Here is a 16,517-nt window from a genome sequence, read left to right as displayed (position 1 = left end):
GCCCTACGCCTTTGCGCAAAGGTTGTGAAATATATTATTGAAGCAGTATAAGGTCGCAAGGAGACTTTATTGCCATGGACCTTCGCCCGCTGCGTCATTTTCTGGCTGTTGCCGATACACTGCATTTCGGCCATGCGGCGCAGCGCCTGGGCATGACCCAGCCGCCGCTCAGCCAGTCGATCCTAGCGCTGGAGCGGGAGCTGGGCGCGCCGCTCTTCACCCGGTCGAAGCGCAATGTCGCGCTGACCGCCTTTGGCCGCCAATGGCTGGAGCATGTTCGTCCGGCGGTGGACGCGGTGAGCGCGTTGCCGGACATCGCCCGCCGCCTGCGCGACGGCAGCGCGGGGCAGATCGGCCTCAGCTTCGTGAGCACCGCCGACTACAGCCTGTTGCCCGCGCTGGTGCGCGATTATGCCGCCCGCTTTCCGGAGGTGGAGATCGCGCTGACCGAGGCGACCAGCGACGTGCAGATTGCCGATCTGATCGACGGGGTGAATGATGCGGGCATATTGATCGCCCCCGATGGTGCGCTTCCCGACACGCTCGCCTATATGCCGTTGCTGCGCGAGCCGCTGGTGGTGGCGGTGCCCGACGGCTGGGTGGCGGACGATCAGGCGCAGGGCGATCCCTGGCTCGACCGGCCGCTGATCCTGTTCCCGCGCCGGGTGGCGCCGGCCTTCCATGATCTGGTGAGCGGCTATCTGGCCGGGCGGGGGCAGCCGCTGCTGATCCGGCAGGAGGCGATCCAGATGCAGACGATCATCAGCCTGGTGTCGGCGGGCATGGGCATCGCGCTGGTGCCCGCGTCGCTGCGCAACCTCGCGCGAACCGGGGTGCGCTATCTCGACCTGCAGGATGCGCCGATCCTGGAGACCGGCCTTGCCTGGCGACGGGACGATGATGGCGCGACGCTGGCGGGGCTGCTGTGCGTCGCCCGTGCCATGGCATGAACAGAAAGAGACCCCGCCGCACAAGGGATGCGACGGGGCCGAGGTTCAGGGAGGTGTCACTCCAAGGGGGGAAGAAGTGACAGCCACATCTATAGGTCCGGTCCATGAACCTTATGTGAAGCAAGCAGAATTTTTCTGCAGAGGCATTTTGCGCCGATAACCGGCACGCCGGGCTACCAGCGTTCGCCCTGGGTCGAGGCGATGACGGGGCGCTGGTAGGAGGCGTCTTCCCTGCTCCAATGGGGCTTGAGGAAGCCCTTCACATTGGCGGAATAGACCCAACTCGCATCGGTGTCGGCGGTCATCTCGATCGTGCAGCGACGGGTGAGCAGCCGCCATTCGCCGCCGCGCCGCTCCAACTGGTCGATGTAGCGGCCAAAGGCGATCGTCGTGGTCTTGCCATCCTGCCAGAACAGGCCGCCGACCGTGTAGCTTTCGCAATAGGCGGTGTCGCCGTCGATCTCGCACAGATGGTTGGTGATATTGTGGCTGGTCGACAGGAAGAATTTGCCATGGCCCATATTGGCCCGCGCCGCATAGTCGGGCGCGCGGGTGATGATGGGGCCATGCTCGTCCACGCCATCCTCCCACCAGCAACTGTTGATGATGTCGACATCCTGCCGGTCGCGTCCGCGGCATTCGCGCAGGATGCAATCGCGGATCGCCTGCCGGTCCTGCAGGTCGCGCACGGTGGCACGCAGCGCGGCGACTTCCTGTTCGAGGTCCATCTCCAACTCTTCCTTTCAGTCCTGCGGCACCAGTTGCACCTGCATCATCTCACCATTCGGCCCCATCGGGCTGTCATGTTCCTCGACCAGGCAGACGGGGTTGCTGTTGCTGGCGAAGAGCTGCAGTTCGTCCGCCTTACGGATGTCGAGCATCGCCGGGTCGGACAGCCCCTTCATCGCGGCCTGATAATCGGCCAGGCTGTTCCACCAGATTTCCATGATGCAGTCATAGCCGGGATGAATGACCTCACCGGTCAGCGGGTTGGACTGGGGCGTGACATAGCGGCGGACATAGCGCTGGGCATTGGGCAGGGCGGGCTTGGCGCCCATCTTCTGCGACAGGCGCGAATGCTGGTTCTCATAATAGTCCATGAACTGGTCCATGGAGAGGTCGTCGCGCTTCCTGAGGAAGACGATCTGCTTGATCATGGCTCTCCTCCCGCGCTCAATATTGCCGTTCGCCGGTGGCGTCCGATGGCTTGAAGCCGTCGATCGGCTCGATCGCCTTCATCATCACCAGCGGGATCAGGCGGTCGGTCGATTGCTGATAGCCGGCATAGGCCGGGAAGACCTGGCACATGAAGGCCCAGACCCGATCGCGTTCCTCGCCCTGCGGCTCGCGCCAGGTCGCGCGGAACGCCTGGGTCGCGACCTGGAAGTCGACCGTCTCGCTGTCGCGGATATTGAGATACCAGGCGGGATGATGGTCGGCGCCGCCCTTGGATGCGACGATCACCACTTCGCCGCCGATATCGCCATAGATGAGGGTGGTGATGAAGGTCTTGCCGCTCTTGCGGCCGGTATAGCGGATCATGCAATGGGTGGTGAAGCCATGGCCGCCGACGGCGGTGATGTCCATGATATGGCCCTGCGCCCCGCCCGATCGCAGATACATGTCGCGATGCTCGCTGATCCAGTCCTTGCGCGTGTCGCGGATGGCGGCGGAACTGTCGTCGCTCATGACGGCCTCCTCTCTGTCAACTTCGTTGTAAACCAGCCCGGCGTCGGACGGATCTGAAAAGGGCGTCGCCATGGCGATGCTTGGCCGATCGGTTCAGCGGATGATCCGGTCATATTGGGGCAGCGGCGCGACGCCGTAGCTTTGCCGATAGGAGGGGGGCTGGCGATCGCCCGCGTCGCGCAGCCCATAATGTTCGGCCAGTTCCGCGCCGATCAGGGTCTGGCCGGCATGGTCCGCCAATGCCGGATCCTGCGACAGCGCCCAGATGACATGGCCGGTGAACTCGGGCGTTTCGACCATCTTTTCCAGATAGGCATATTTGGCCGGGTCCGACGCGATCAGTTGCAGCAGGCGTCCGGTGCGCAGCGCGCCCATCCAGATCGACAGGGCGGTAACGCCGGTATCGCGCAGGTCGACGGCCATGTCGGCCGCCATCTTGTCCTGGCTGACCTTGTGCGCGCCATAGCCGGGACCATAGACATAATGGGCGGCGCCCGACCCGGATGTGAAGACGATCAGCCCCTGGCCGCGATCGACCATCATCGGCGCGGCATGATAGCTGGCGACATAGGAACTGCGGATGCCGACGGTGATGATGTCGGCCAGCTTCAGCGGCTTTTCCCAGAAGCGGCCGGGCAAAGTGAGTTCGTCATGGATGGCGGCGACATTATTGACCAATATGTCGATATGCCCCTTTTCGGTGCGAACCCGGTCGAACAGCGCGCGGGTCTGCTCGTCATCGCCATGGTCGACACGCACGGCAATGCCCTGTCCGCCGGCGGCCGTCACGGCGGCGGCGGTTTCGTAGATGGTGCCGGGCAGCGGCGCATCGCCGGCCTTTTCCGACCGGCCGGTGACATAGACGATGCAGCCATGCTGGCCGAGCGCGGTCGCTATGCCCTGGCCCGCGCCGCGACTGGCGCCGGTGACGACCGCGACCTTGGGTGTCTGGCTCATCCATTCTCTCCTTGGGGCGCCGGGCTAACCCAAGCAGTCTGTGTCTGGCCATGCAGATGCGGGAGATATCGCTTCGGCGTTAGGCCGGGCCGGGCGGATTGCCGACCAGCTCCAGTTCATGGCCGTCGGGATCATGGATCATCAATATGGCCGGCCCCTTGCCCGATGCGCGGATCGCACCGACCGGATAGCCCGCCGCCTGCATGCGCGATGCGACACCCGACAGGTCGGGCACGCGCAGGACGATCTTGGCGATGCCACCGTCGGCCGGCCGCGCCTTCTGCGCCTTGTCGTGCAGCAGGATCAGGGTCAGCCGGCCGCCCTTGCCGTCGGCGCAGAGCATGACTTCCGTCACTGGCCCATGTTGCAGCGTGGTGGCAGGGACGAGACCGAGCGCGACCTGATAGAAACGCAACGCCTTGTCGAGATCGGCCACGGGCAAACCGGGCGCCATCAGGGTCGCGCCGATCGGCGGCGGCGTCTGGGCATGGAGCGGGGCCGCGCCAACGGGCAGCAGGGCGAGCAGAAGGGCGATATCGCGCATCGTTCAGGCACTTTCGCTGGCGGTGGCAACCGGGGCGTCATCCGTCTTCCGGCGCTGCTTGATCTTGTCGAAATCCGCCTCGAACTTCGGGCGCATGGTGCCGCACAGTCGGTCCCAGATCGTTGTGTAGCCGCCGAAATTGCCGGTGAAATAACGATGATGCTGATCGTGGAAGGTGGCGGAGATGAACCATTTGGTCGCCCAGCTGCGGTTCCACCAGCGCGGCAGCATCTCATAGCCGGAATGGACATAGAGGCCCATGATGATGTTGGTGGGGACAATCAGCGCGACGGTCGCGTCATGGACGGTGAAGACGGTCAGGAACAGCGGCACGAAGCCGCCATTGATCAGCGATTCCAGCGGGCTGACCGACAGGGTGGTGAGCAGGTTGGGGGAGGTCGACTTGTGATGCAGCTTGTGGACCCAGCTATAGACCGGTTCCTTGTGCATCCAGCGGTGCAGCCAGTAGAAATAGGTGTCGAACAGGAAGAAATAGAGCGCATATTCGAGCGCGATCATCCACCAGGCGGCGGGCGCCGGGTTGAAGCTGATCGCACCGATTTCGACCAGCTTGGTCTTGATCGTGCCGAGGAGCAGGCCGGTGATGGCGAGGTTGATGACCGCAAAGCCGGCCTCGTTCCGGAAAATTTTCCATTTGAAGCCGCGCGGCTGGATCTTGCGCGCCTTGAAATAGCCGCTGACGATGCCGGCGCCGATCCCGGTCGCGACAAACAGGCCAAGCCATAGCGAGAGAAGATGCTCGCCCTTTCCCAGATATTCCAGCACGCCGGTCCTTCCCGTTGCAGACAGTGGGGCCTGCTATCACGGGAAAGCCCGGGGATTTTGTCGGCGCTGACACATAGGCTGGAAATGCGGGCGGGCGCTCAGCTGCGATTGGCGTTGATCCCGTCCAGCACGAAATCGGCGATCGCGGCGTCGATGCTGGCATCGTCCGCCAGGCCCGCCGGATAGAGCCAGTCGCGAAACAGCCGGCTGATGACCTCTACCGAGAATCGGAGCGGTCGCCGGGCCGGCTTGTCCGTTCTGTCCCCGCTCATGCGCGCAGTCGCGCTTCGGACAGGTCAAGTTCACGGGTGAGCTTGCGCCCGACCTCGCTGCCGATCTTGCGGCTGCGCAGCAGGGTGAGGAGGGCGGCGCGTTCCGCAGCGACGCCGACCATGCGGAAATCGCGGAACAGGGCGCCCTGCGCGCGCAGGCTGTCGGCTTCGGCTGCGCCCAGGGCCTCTATCCGCTCGCGATACAGGTCCATCACGCGTGCGCCAGCCTCGGCATAGCGTTCGGCATGGCCATGGGTTTCGGCCAGTTCATGCTGATGCCGCTCGATCGCCTGGATCGCTGCCTCGGCGGTGACGATGCGGGCGGCATCTTCCTCCGCGGCCTTGTTGGCTTCGGCCGGCATGTCGAGATTCTTGAGCAGCAGCGGCAGTGCGACGCTGGCCAGGATCAGCGACAGGATGATGACCCCGGCGGCCAGGAAGATGGCAAGATCGCGCGCGGGGAAGGGGGTGCCGTCGTTGAGCGCGAGCGGCAGGGTAAGGACACCGGCAAGGGTGATGGCGCCACGCACTCCGGCGAAGGAGGTCGCGGCCACCAGCCGCCAGTTGGGCCGGCGCGGGCCATCGACGCCGCGATACTGGTTGCGCAGGATGGTGAAGCGCAGCGACACCCACACCCACAGGAAGCGCAGCGCAGCGAGGCCAGCGACGATCGCGACCGTGTAGAGCGCCAGCCAGCCGGGTTCGCTATGGCCGGTCAGTGCGACCGTACGCTTCGCTTCGGCGAGGATGCCGGGCAATTGTTCGCCCAGCAGCACGAAGATGATGCCGTTCAGGGTGAACTGGATCGTGTCCCACACCGAATTGCGGCGCATCCGGGTTTCGGCCATCGCCTCGCGCGAGATTTCGGCGAAGGTCATGGTCACGCCCGCGGCGACGGCGGCCAGGATGCCGGAGGCATGGACATGTTCGGCCAGGATATAGGAACCGAAGGGGATCAGCAGGCTGACCAGGATCTGCGACCCGGTTTCCTCGCCCCAGCGGCGCGTGACCCAGGCCTTGGCGCGCGACACGACCAGCGTGACGCCCACGCCGATCGCGATGCCGGCAAAGGCAAGCCAGAGGAAGTTGAGCGCAGCATCGCCGGCGGAGAAGCTGCCGGTCAGTGCCGCCGCAATGGCAAAGCGCAGGCAGACCAGGCCGGATGCGTCGTTGAGCAGCGATTCCCCTTCGAGGATGTGCATCATGCGCTTGGGAATGGGCACGCGCGCGGCGATGGCGGACACGGCGATCGGATCGGTCGGCGAGACCACGGCGGCGAGCGCGAAGGCGACGGCGAGCGGCATCGCCGGGATCATCCAGTTGATGAAGAAGCCCATGCCGATGACGGTGGTCAGCACCAGCCCCAGCGCCAGTTCGACCACGGTCGAGGCGTCCTTGAGCAGTTCATCCTTGGGAATGCGCCAGCCGTCGAGGAACAGCAGAGGCGGCAGGAACAAGAGCAGGAATATTTCGGGATCGAGCGCGACCCTGTGCGATGTCGACAGGCCGATGATCGCGCCAAGGGCGATCTGGACCAGAGGTGTCGGGATGGAAATCGGCATCATGCGCGACAAGGCGCCACTGACGACGACAGCCAGCAACAGGAATAATACGATCGAAATGACGTCCAAATCTTCGCTCCAACTTATGTGTCGGGTGACCCTAGGCGGACGGATTGCCTACGGGCAAGCGCCAGAGGCGAATTTTCTTTCGATTTCAGCGCCGCAACGCGGCTTTCATGCAGCGGACCTAGAGCGTTGCCATTATTTGCCGTTCGGGGACGATTCGATGAATGCAAGCGTGGCGATTGGCGGGGCAGGTCGGCCCGAGATGGACAAGGGGCTGGGCATGGCCGGCTCGATCGGCTTTGGCGCCGCCATCGTCGCCGCGCTGATCTACGTCGTCTACAGCGTCTATAGCGATGCGACGGCGGTGGGCGTGGCGCCGACCGCCTATCTGCCCTTCCTGCTGCTGTTCCTGGCGCTGCTGATCGCGCTCGGCTTCGAATTCGTGAATGGCTTCCATGACACCGCCAATGCAGTCGCGACGGTGATCTACACCAATGCGATGCCGGCCAATATTGCGGTGGTCTGGTCGGGCTTCTTCAATTTCCTTGGCGTGCTGCTGTCGACCGGCGCAGTCGCGTTCGGCATCGTGTCGCTCCTGCCGGTCGAACTGATCCTGCAGGTCGGGTCCAGCGCGGGTTTCGCCATGGTGTTCGCGCTGCTGATCGCGGCGATCCTATGGAACCTCGCCACCTGGTGGTTGGGCATCCCGTCGTCCAGCTCGCACACGCTGATCGGATCGATCATCGGCGTCGGCGTCGCCAATGCGCTGCTGCACGGCAAGAGCGGCACGTCGGGCGTCGATTGGAGCAAGGCGACCGAGATCGGCCAGGCGCTGCTCTTTTCGCCGCTGATCGGCTTTGGCCTGGCGGCGCTTCTGTTCGTGGCGATGAAAGTCCTGGTCCGCAACAAGGCGCTCTATCGCGAGCCGCAAAATGGCATGCCGCCGCCATTGTGGATCCGTGCGCTGCTGATCTTCACCTGCACCGGCGTCAGCTTCGCCCATGGCTCCAATGACGGGCAGAAGGGCATGGGCCTCATCATGCTGATCCTGATCGGCACGGTGCCGACCGCCTATGCGCTCAACCGCGCGGTGCCGGCGCGCTACACGACCGAATTCCACGCCAATTCGATTGCCGCCACGGCGGCGCTTGGCCAACATGCGCCCGCCATGATGCGGCCGGCCGAGGCGCGGGCGCAGGTGACGCGCTATATCGCCGACAAGCGTTTTGCCGACACGACCATGCCGGCGCTGTCGCTGCTGATCGCCGATGTCGACCGTCAGGTGATGAATTATGGATCGCTGGCGCAGGTGCCGGCCGCTGCTGTCTCCAACATCCGCAACGACATGTATCTGGCGTCTGAAGCGATCAAGCGGCTGGGCAAGGAGCAGGCGGCAGGGCTTTCCGAAGCGAAAATGAAGGCGCTGACGACCTACAAGGGATCGCTCGATGCCGGCACCCGCTTCATCCCGACCTGGGTGAAGATCGCCGTCGCCTTTGCGCTGGGGCTGGGCACCATGGTTGGCTGGCGGCGGATCGTGGTCACGGTGGGCGAGAAAATCGGCAAGACGCACCTCACCTATGCGCAGGGGGCATCAGCCGAACTGGTGGCGATGGCGACGATCTTCGGCGCGGACCATATGGGTTTGCCGGTTTCGACCACCCATGTTCTGTCGTCGGGCGTGGCCGGCACGATGGCGGCCAATGGATCGGGCCTGCAGATGGCAACGGTGCGCAACCTGCTAATGGCCTGGGTGCTGACATTGCCCTGTTCGATCCTGCTCGCAGGGCTGCTATATATGGTCTTCGCGCAGATCTTCTGATCGACAGGAGCGGCATATCGGCGACCGGAACGACCCGCTGATCCCCATCATCTTGCCGGTTCCGGGCATCGGGCCGGGACTAATCTGGGGGCTGGACTTCGCGCCTGACGCGATCAGGCCGGTCGATCATTGCGATGGCGGGGCGACGGGCGGCTTTCGCTGGCTGCACCTGAACCTGGCCGATCATGGCACGCGGCAATGGATCGAGGGTGCGGCGATGCTGCCCGAGGCGGTGCGCGAACTGATCCTGTCGCCCGATACGCATCAGCGGGCGCTGGTCGATGGCGACACGGTCGGCTGCGTCCTGCATGATTTCGAGCGGGATTTCGATGTGGCCGATACCGCGCGGCTTGGGGCGCTGCGCATGGCGTTGACGCCGACATTGATGCTGACCACCCGCCTGCATCCGCTGCGCTGCGCCGACATCGCGCGCCATCGGCTGGAGCGGACGAAGGGGGTGATCGGCGGGGCGCAGGCGCTGGACCTGCTGGTCGGCGCCATTGCCGAGAATGTCGCCGATATCAGCCGCACCCTGTCGGCCGACATCCAGCGCGCCGAGGATGCCTTTCTGGAGGGGCATCATCCGCCCCAGCCGCGCGACCTGGTCGGCATTCGCCGCCGGCTCGCGCAACTGCATCGGTTGCTTTCCGGGGCGCGCGGCGTGTTCCAGCGGCTGGAGCGGGACGAGGAACTGCCGGACGCTCTGCTGCCCACGGTCGAGAAACTGACCCAGCGGCTGCAGGCGCTGGACGCCGACATATTGGAAGGGCAAGCGCAATTGCGGCTGCTGCGCGATGAACTGGACATACAGGCGGCGCAGCGGACCAACCAGAATCTCTACATCCTGTCGATCATCACTGCGCTGATGCTGCCGGCGACCCTGGTCACCGGACTGTTCGGCATGAACACCGGGGGCATGCCCTTTGCCAGTGCGTCGCACGGCACGCTGACGGCGACGCTGGTTGCTGCCGGGGCGGCGGGTGTCAGCTATTTCCTGTTGCGCTGGATGGGGTTCATGCGGCGTTGAAGGGCGATCACACCTGAACCGCGACCGCCTTTCGCCCGTCGCCGCCGAAGACGCGCAGATAGCGGTCGATCTCGGCCGGATCACCGGTTGCCTTGGCGGGATTGTCCGACAGCTTGACCGCCGGGCGGCCATTGGCGTCCACCACCTTGCACACCAGTGAGATCGGGTCGAGCCCGTCGGTTTCGAACGGGGCGCAGCCGCGAAAATCATTGGTGAGATTTGTGCCCCAGCCAAAGCTCATGCGCACGCGGCCATGGAAATGGCGATAGGTCGCCTCGATACTGTCGACGTCCATGCCATCGGAAAAGATCAGCAGCTTGCTGCGCGGATCGCGCCCCTTTTCCTGCCACCAGTGGATGATCTGCTCACCCGCCTCGATCGGTGGCGCGCTGTCGGGGCGGAAACCGGTCCAGTCGGCCACCCAGTCCGGCGCGTCCTTCAGGAAGGCGGCGGTGCCGAACGCGTCGGGCAGGGCAATGCGCAGATTGCCGCCATAATGGGCCTGCCATTGTTCCAGAACCGCGTAGGGCGCGCGGGCCAGTGCTGCATCGTCCGGCGCCAGTGCCGCCTGGACCATCGGCAATTCATGCGCATTGGTGCCGATTGCCTCCAGGTCGGCATCCATCGCCAGCAGCACGTTGGACGAGCCGATGAAGCGGTCGCCCAGTCCTTCCTTCAGCGCCTCGACACACCAGCGCTGCCACAGGAAGCCATGGCGACGGCGCGTCCCGAAGTCGGAGATGACGAGATCGGGAAGGGCGCTCAGGCGCTCGAGCTTCTCCCACAATTTCGCCTTGGCGCGGGCGTAAAGCACGTCGAGCGCGAAGCGGCCACGCCCCTTCATCGCCGCGCGCGAGCGCAGTTCGTTGATGATGGCAAGGGCCGGGATTTCCCACATCATCGTCTCGATCCAGAGCCCGTGGAAGCGCAGCTCATATTGGCCATCGACCTGGCGCAATTCATAGTCGGGCAGACGAAAGGCGGCGAGCCAGGCGATGAAATCCGGGCTGAACATCTGGGTCCGGCCATAGAAGCTGTTGCCCGCCAGCCAGATCAGTTCCTTCTTGCCGAAGCGCAATGAACGGGCATGATCGAGCTGGGCGCGCAGTTCGCCTTCATCGATGATGTCGGCCAGGCGCACATGGTGGGTGCGGTTGATCAGCTTGAAGGTGGTGTGGACTTCGGGATGCTGCTGCCGGATCATCTGCAGCATCAGCAGCTTGTAGAAATCGGTGTCGAGCAGGCTGCGGACGATCGGGTCGAGCCGCCAATTATGGTTGTAGGTGCGGGTGGCGATATCGGTGAAGACCATGAGAACCTGATGGACAGCAAAATTGACAGGGGCGTGCTGCACCGTTCCCCATGGAGATCATGATGGCAAGGCTGATATGGCAAGGCTGATGAGGTGATTATCGGCCGATGAAGTTCGGGGCGCGCTTGTCCCGCGTTGCGGCCAGCCCCTCGCGATGATCGGCGGTGGTGGCGAGCAAGGGCTGGACCATGAACTCGCGGTCGAGGAACTGGTCGAAGGATAGCGTGGTTGCCTCGAACAACTGCTTGCTCATCGCCTGTGCGACAGGCGGCCCTTTCGCAAGGCGGGTGGCCAGGTCGATCGCCGCGTCGCAGACCGGTCGTCCCGCCTCGATCGAGAGGATGAGGCCGAGCTGCAAGGCTTCATCGGCGGTCAGCGTCCGGCCGCTATAGACGATTTCCTTCGCGCGCATCGGGCCGACCAGCCGGGTCAACTGCCAGATGGCGCCAGCGTCGGGCGCATAGCCGATCCGGCCGAAGAGTTGGGCAAAGCTGGCATTCGGGCTGGCGAGGATCAGATCGCAGGCGAGCGCCAGGCTCCAGCCGGCACCGACGCAGACGCCGTCGACTGCTGCGATGACCGGCTTGGGCGTGGCGGCGATGGCGCGGATCATGCGGTGGAGCGCGCGCATCCGCTTGAGGAAAGCGGCACTGTCGGCGGCACCCATCTCGCCGGTATCGGCGCCCGAGCAGAAATGCCCGCCTGCGCCGGTCAGGACGACCGCGCGAACCCCATCATCCTGCGCCAGATCGTCGAACAGGGCGGCGATTTCGCCGCGCATCGCCATGGTGAAGGCATTGCGCCGGTCGGGGCGATCGAGCGTCACGATCGCCACTGCGCCGGCCTGCTCCAGCCGCAGGGTCATGGCACGGGATTCCAGCCGAAGGACTGGCCACTTTCCCGCTGCCATTTGTCGAACCAGGGGGCGAGCTGCCGGGCGCGGAAGTCCGGGGCGGCGGCAATATGCTGGCCGATGACCAGCGGGTTGGTGCGACCGCCCTGGGTGGCGGGCCATGGCGGCAGGCCGGGGCCGTTGGGATCGCCGCTGCGCACATAGTTCAGCATCCAGCCCGACATGGTCCTGGCGAGCGCCTGGCTTTCCGCATCGGCCGAGGGGGACTGGCCGAGCCAGAACAGGCGGTCGGCGCAATGGTCCGCGCCGGGCTTCGAACTGCGCTGGTCGGGCGGCACGAAATCGAACTGATAGGCGCGTGTCGGCAGGCCGGCGCGGGCCGCCAACTGGGTCATGCCGAGCGCTGCCGAGGTGAACAGGAAGTCGGTCTGCACCTGGCGCAGCAATTCCGCCTCGTCGGTCAGGCCGTAGCTGGCGGACACGGCCGACAGATCGATGCCGAAGCGGCGCGCCATTTCGGCCCGGCCAAAGCCCATCAGGCCAAAGACGCTGGCTTCGTTGCTGGTCGATCCGCTGATCAGCGGGACATGCGAGATCTGGCCCTTTGCGAACAGGGTGGAAAGGGGAGCGGGCAGCCAACTGCCATCGACGGTTGCGCCAAAGTCCGGTGCACCGCTGTCGCCGGCCAGCACCTGCGCGACGCTGAGCCTGCGGAGGGCCGCGAGCGATGGCGCGCCATTGCCGGTCACGCCGGTGCGCTGGGCAAAGGCCAGTCCCTGTTCCTGCGCCTGGGACAGGGGGCGGTTGGCGTTGAACAGGCCGCCGGCCGAATGGGCGCTGGCGCGGGCGAACAGGCCCCTGGCCATCGGCGTCGCCATGAGCGCATTGATGCTGGAGCCGCCCGCCGAACAGCCGATGATGGTCACATTGTCCGGATCGCCGCCGAAACGGGCGATATTCTGCCGGACCCAGTGCAGCGCCGCGACCTGATCCATCAGCCAGAAATTGGCCGTCGCCTTGGGCGCTTCGTTTGTCAGCGCCGGGTGTGCGAAGAAGCCGAGCCGCCCGATGCGGTAATTGGGGGCGACAAGGACGACACCCTGCTTGACCAGCGGCGGCATGCCGTTGCGGAACGGCTCCCGGCCCGAGCCGACGAAATAGGCGCCGCCATGGACGACGAACAGCACCGGCAATTTGCGGGCGCCAAGGTCAGGTGAGGCGACGTTGAGGGTCAGGCAATTTTCATCCTGGGGGAAGGCTGAGTCCTCTTTGCGCCGTGGCTGGGGGCAATCAGCCGCAAAGCCTGTAGCGTCACGCTCGGTCGCCCAGGAGCGAGGCGGTTGCGGTGCGCGCCAGCGATTGGCGCCGACCGGGGGCGCGGCATAGGGGATGCCGCCAAAGAAGCGGACATCGTCGCGCATCATGCCGCGGATCGGACCGGACGCGGTGGACAATCGGGATGGTGCCGAAGAAGGGGCAGCATTTCCAAGGCTTGCCCATAAAGCGACGGCCGTAGCCGCGCAGGCGACAGGGCGCTGCACCATCTCCATCATCCCCTCATCAATTTTGCTCTACGGTGCATAATAATGTTGGAGAGGATTATCGCTGTCAAGCGCGCAGGCGCGTTGACAGGGTCATGAATCTGCACCAAGGTGCAATATAAAGAGGCGCGAACAGGGGCGCACGGAGAAGGATGAGAGCATGAAGGGAAGAGTGTCGACGGCCGTGGCGATCCTGGCTCTGGCGAGCGGGCTGATCGCCTGCGGCGCGGACAGCGCAGCGCCGGGTGGGCCGACCGCCAACTGGTCCAGCTTTGGTGGCGACGACAAGGAGCAGCATTACAGCGCGCTCGACCAGATCAGTGCTGACAATGTCGGCAAGCTCGGTCTCGCCTGGTCCTATGATATCGACACCTATGACAGCTATACCCAGCCGCTGGCGATAGATGGCGTCCTCTATTTTGCGGTCGGCCTGTCGGTCGTCCATGCGCTCGACGCCAAGACTGGCAAGCTGCTTTGGCAATATGACCCCGATGTGGCGAGCCAGCCGGAGGCGAAATGGCGGATGCGCGCCGGCTGGGGTACGCGCGGCATCGCCTATAAGGACGGGCTGATCTATACCGCCACCCGCGAAGGCCGGCTGATCGCGGTCGATGCCAAGACCGGCAAGCCGCGCTGGTCGGTCCAGACACTCGACGAGGCGGAAAATGGCTATATCACTGGCCCGCCATGGGTGGCCGGCGACAAGATCGTGGTCGGCTTCGGCGGCGCGGACTACAGCCCCACCCGCGGCTATGTGACCGCCTATGATGCCAAGACCGGCAAGAAGGCCTGGCGCTGGTTCGTGGTGCCGGGCGATCCGGCCAAGGGCTTCGAGAACAAGGCGATGGAGGCGGCAGCCAAGACCTGGACCGGTGAATGGTGGAAGTTCGGCGGGGGCGGCACGGTGTGGCACGCCATGGCCTATGACGCCAAATATGACCGCATCTACCTTGGCACCGGCAATGGCTGGCCGTGGAACCAGAAGATCCGTTCGCCCGGTGGTGGCGACAATCTTTATCTCGCCTCGATCGTGGCGATCGACGTGAAGACCGGCGAATATGCCTGGCACTATCAGGTGAACCCGGAAAACAGCCACGATTTCAACGATGCGATGGATATCGAGCTGGCCGATATCGAGATTGGCGGCAAGATGCGGTCGGTGTTGATGCACGCGCCCAAGAACGGCTTCTTCTATGCGCTGGACCGCGAGACCGGGAAGTTCATTTCGGCCGGCGAGTTCGCCAAGCAAAATTGGGCCAAGCGGATCGATCCGGTCACCGGCCGGCCCGAGATCAATCCCGAGGCGCAATATCCGAACGGCAAGCCGTTCATGATGTATCCCTTCCCCAATGGCGCGCATGGCGTCCAGGCGATGGCGTTCAGTCCCAAGACGAACCTCAGCTATATTCCGGTGATGGAGGGCGGCCGCGTGTTCGTCGATCCGGCCAATGTGAAGGACTGGACCTACAAGCCGGGGATGATGGTCAATACCGGGCTCGGGGCGCCGCCAGCCAATCTGGTGCCGCCCGCCGCGGTGAGCAAGCTGGTCGCCTTCGACGTCGCCAACAACAAGGTCGCCTGGTCGGTGCCGCAACCCGGCGTGTTCAATGGCGGCATCATGGCGACCGGCGGTGGCCTGCTGTTCCAGGGCACCAATGACGGCAATTTCAACGCCTATTCGGCGACCGACGGGCGCAAGCTCTGGTCCTTCCCGGCGCAGAACGGCATCCTGTCCGCGCCGATCAGCTATACGGTCGGTGGCAAGCAATATGTGTCGGTGATCACTGGTTTCCGCAGCAGCTTCCCCAACGTGCCCAACTGGGATTATCGCCAGCAGCAGCGCCGGGTGCTGACCTTTGCGATCGGCGGCACCAAGGCGCTGCCCAAGTTCGAGCCGGTGGATGAGCCGATCCAGGATGATCCGGCCTTCACCGTCGACGCCGCCAAGGCCAAGGTCGGCGGCGGCATCTACAATAGCAGCTGCGTCATCTGTCATGGCGCGGGCATGATGGCGGGCGGCGCCGCGCCGGACCTGCGCAAGTCGGCGGTGCCGCTGGACGCGGAGACGTTCAAGTCGGTGGTGCATGACGGGGCGCTGATGGCGCGCGGCATGGGCGCCTTCGAGCAGTTGAGCGACGCCGATCTGGAAGGGCTGCGCCACTATATCCGCCAGCGCGCGCGGGAAACCGCGCCCAAGGCCAACTGACCTCCCATGGCATCCTTCCCCTTGTGGCGGATGCTGCTTCGCCCCGCTTCCTTTCATCGGGAGGCGGGGCTCCTTGTCTGCGCCGAGCGGGGGCTTGCACAAAGTCCAGCTGTGCGGCATCAAATTTGCACGTTCATGCAATTGCGTTATGATCATCGGTTACGTGCCCCCGCCGGGCGCGCCTCGGGGAGGATGAGCGAATTTGACGACGGACAAGGACATGGCTGACCTCAAGGAAAATGGCGATCGGCCGCAGACCTATTCCAGTCCGGCGATCATCGAACGCCGTCGCCGGATATTGGAGGAAACGCGCAAGGTGATCGCCGAGCAGGGGATCGCGGCGCTGAGCATGAACGAGATCGGCCAGCGCGCGGGTGTCGCCAAGCGGACGCTCTACAACGCCTTCCAGACCCGCGAGCGGATGATCGCCACCGCGATCCAGGAATATTTCGACGAATATGTCAGCCGCATCGTCTATTCGAGCCCGCCCGGCACGATGCAGCATAATCTCGAGCGGATGATCTCGGTCGTCCAGCGCAACCGCAAGATCCGCAATTATATCAAGGCGATCATGGCGCTCTATTTCAGTTCCGATGTCGACCGCGACATCTGGACAGCGATGCACTCGCCGGCCATCCATCATAACAAGCAGTGGATCGAGGCGCTCGACGCCACGAAGCAGCTGCAGCCCTGGGTGCAGGTCGACAAGCTGGTCGATGATCTGGTGCGCTTCGAATATGCGACCATCAACGACTGGGCGCAGGGCCGCATACCCGATGACGAGGTGATCGTCCGGCTGGTCAGCAGCTATCTGTCCTGCCTGCTCGGTTCGCTGAAGGGCGCGGCGCGCAAGGAAGTCGAAGCGCTGATCAAGGATATTGCCGAGCGCGGGATGGACGCGCTCCCGATGTCGCCCAAGACCAAGACGAAAGCGGCTTGAATCTGCACCATGATGCAAATTTTCTTGCATCATGGTGTGCGCCTCGTCTA

At 64.5% G+C, this 16,517-nt stretch carries 16 protein-coding genes; 5 read left to right on the top strand and 11 right to left on the bottom strand.

What is annotated here, in order from left to right:
- The first annotated feature begins 74 nt into the window (after positions 1 to 74).
- Entirely contained in the window at positions 75 to 950 is an 876-nt protein-coding gene (locus N6H05_RS17120) for a LysR family transcriptional regulator (protein WP_284110780.1), read from the top strand.
- A 173-nt stretch (positions 951 to 1,123) separates the two neighbouring features.
- On the opposite strand, the gene N6H05_RS17115 is transcribed toward N6H05_RS17120, so the two are convergent.
- The 8 genes from N6H05_RS17115 to N6H05_RS17080 form a co-directional block, all read right to left on the bottom strand.
- Entirely contained in the window at positions 1,124 to 1,678 is a 555-nt protein-coding gene (locus N6H05_RS17115; protein WP_037507124.1) for a nuclear transport factor 2 family protein, read from the bottom strand.
- Positions 1,679 to 1,693: 15 nt separating this feature from the next.
- Entirely contained in the window at positions 1,694 to 2,107 is a 414-nt protein-coding gene (locus N6H05_RS17110) for an EthD domain-containing protein (protein ID WP_284110777.1), read from the bottom strand.
- Between the two features lie 16 nt (positions 2,108 to 2,123).
- The gene (locus N6H05_RS17105; RefSeq protein ID WP_284110775.1) at positions 2,124 to 2,639 is read right to left on the bottom strand and encodes a nitroreductase/quinone reductase family protein; all 516 of its coding nucleotides are present in this window, start codon (positions 2,637 to 2,639) and stop codon (positions 2,124 to 2,126) included.
- A 93-nt stretch (positions 2,640 to 2,732) separates the two neighbouring features.
- On the bottom strand, positions 2,733 to 3,596 hold the full coding sequence (locus N6H05_RS17100) for an SDR family NAD(P)-dependent oxidoreductase (RefSeq protein ID WP_284110774.1): 864 nt from the start codon (positions 3,594 to 3,596) through the stop codon (positions 2,733 to 2,735).
- Between the two features lie 79 nt (positions 3,597 to 3,675).
- The gene (locus N6H05_RS17095) at positions 3,676 to 4,140 is read right to left on the bottom strand and encodes a VOC family protein (protein ID WP_284110773.1); all 465 of its coding nucleotides are present in this window, start codon (positions 4,138 to 4,140) and stop codon (positions 3,676 to 3,678) included.
- 3 nt (positions 4,141 to 4,143) lie between these two features.
- Positions 4,144 to 4,926 carry a sterol desaturase family protein gene (locus tag N6H05_RS17090; protein ID WP_284110772.1) on the bottom strand — a complete coding sequence of 261 codons (783 nt, stop codon included), beginning with the start codon at positions 4,924 to 4,926 and terminating at the stop codon, positions 4,144 to 4,146.
- Positions 4,927 to 5,024: 98 nt separating this feature from the next.
- Positions 5,025 to 5,198, bottom strand: a complete 174-nt coding sequence (locus N6H05_RS17085; RefSeq protein ID WP_284110771.1) for a hypothetical protein — start codon at positions 5,196 to 5,198, stop codon at positions 5,025 to 5,027.
- Entirely contained in the window at positions 5,195 to 6,829 is a 1,635-nt protein-coding gene (locus N6H05_RS17080) for a Na+/H+ antiporter (protein WP_284110770.1), read from the bottom strand. The genes N6H05_RS17085 and N6H05_RS17080 overlap by 4 nt, the downstream gene beginning before the upstream one ends.
- 199 nt (positions 6,830 to 7,028) lie before the next feature.
- Here N6H05_RS17080 and N6H05_RS17075 point away from each other — a divergent pair, with 199 nt between their 5' ends.
- Both N6H05_RS17075 and N6H05_RS17070 read left to right on the top strand, forming a co-directional pair.
- Complete coding sequence (locus tag N6H05_RS17075; RefSeq protein WP_502958979.1) at positions 7,029 to 8,588, top strand: inorganic phosphate transporter; 1,560 nt, start codon at positions 7,029 to 7,031, stop codon at positions 8,586 to 8,588.
- 52 nt (positions 8,589 to 8,640) lie between these two features.
- Positions 8,641 to 9,615, top strand: coding sequence for a transporter (locus N6H05_RS17070; RefSeq protein WP_284110767.1), 975 nt, complete (start codon positions 8,641 to 8,643; stop codon positions 9,613 to 9,615).
- A gap of 7 nt (positions 9,616 to 9,622) precedes the next feature.
- Here the strand turns inward: N6H05_RS17070 and pncB are convergent, their stop codons facing one another.
- The 3 genes from pncB to N6H05_RS17055 all read right to left on the bottom strand — a co-directional run bounded on the left by pncB (position 9,623) and on the right by N6H05_RS17055 (position 13,204).
- Positions 9,623 to 10,927 (bottom strand): nicotinate phosphoribosyltransferase, encoded by a 1,305-nt coding sequence (gene pncB, locus N6H05_RS17065; protein ID WP_284110765.1) that lies wholly within the window; start codon positions 10,925 to 10,927, stop codon positions 9,623 to 9,625.
- 97 nt (positions 10,928 to 11,024) lie between these two features.
- Positions 11,025 to 11,792, bottom strand: coding sequence for an enoyl-CoA hydratase/isomerase family protein (locus tag N6H05_RS17060; protein ID WP_284110764.1), 768 nt, complete (start codon positions 11,790 to 11,792; stop codon positions 11,025 to 11,027).
- Positions 11,789 to 13,204 carry a carboxylesterase/lipase family protein gene (locus N6H05_RS17055; protein ID WP_284110763.1) on the bottom strand — a complete coding sequence of 472 codons (1,416 nt, stop codon included), beginning with the start codon at positions 13,202 to 13,204 and terminating at the stop codon, positions 11,789 to 11,791. Before N6H05_RS17055 ends, N6H05_RS17060 begins: the two co-directional genes overlap by 4 nt.
- 277 nt (positions 13,205 to 13,481) lie before the next feature.
- Here N6H05_RS17055 and N6H05_RS17050 point away from each other — a divergent pair, with 277 nt between their 5' ends.
- Together N6H05_RS17050 and N6H05_RS17045 are read left to right on the top strand one after the other, a co-directional pair.
- A complete protein-coding gene (locus N6H05_RS17050; protein WP_284110762.1) occupies positions 13,482 to 15,527 on the top strand; it encodes a PQQ-dependent dehydrogenase, methanol/ethanol family in 2,046 nt (681 codons plus the stop codon).
- Between the two features lie 220 nt (positions 15,528 to 15,747).
- Entirely contained in the window at positions 15,748 to 16,467 is a 720-nt protein-coding gene (locus tag N6H05_RS17045) for a TetR/AcrR family transcriptional regulator (protein WP_017500670.1), read from the top strand.
- The last annotated feature ends 50 nt before the right edge of the window (positions 16,468 to 16,517 follow it).

This window comes from Sphingobium sp. WTD-1, from assembly GCF_030128825.1.
Classification (GTDB): Bacteria; Pseudomonadota; Alphaproteobacteria; order Sphingomonadales; family Sphingomonadaceae; genus Sphingobium.
Note: the sequence above shows the minus strand (reverse complement) of the source record. Positions and strands in the feature narration are given on the sequence as shown.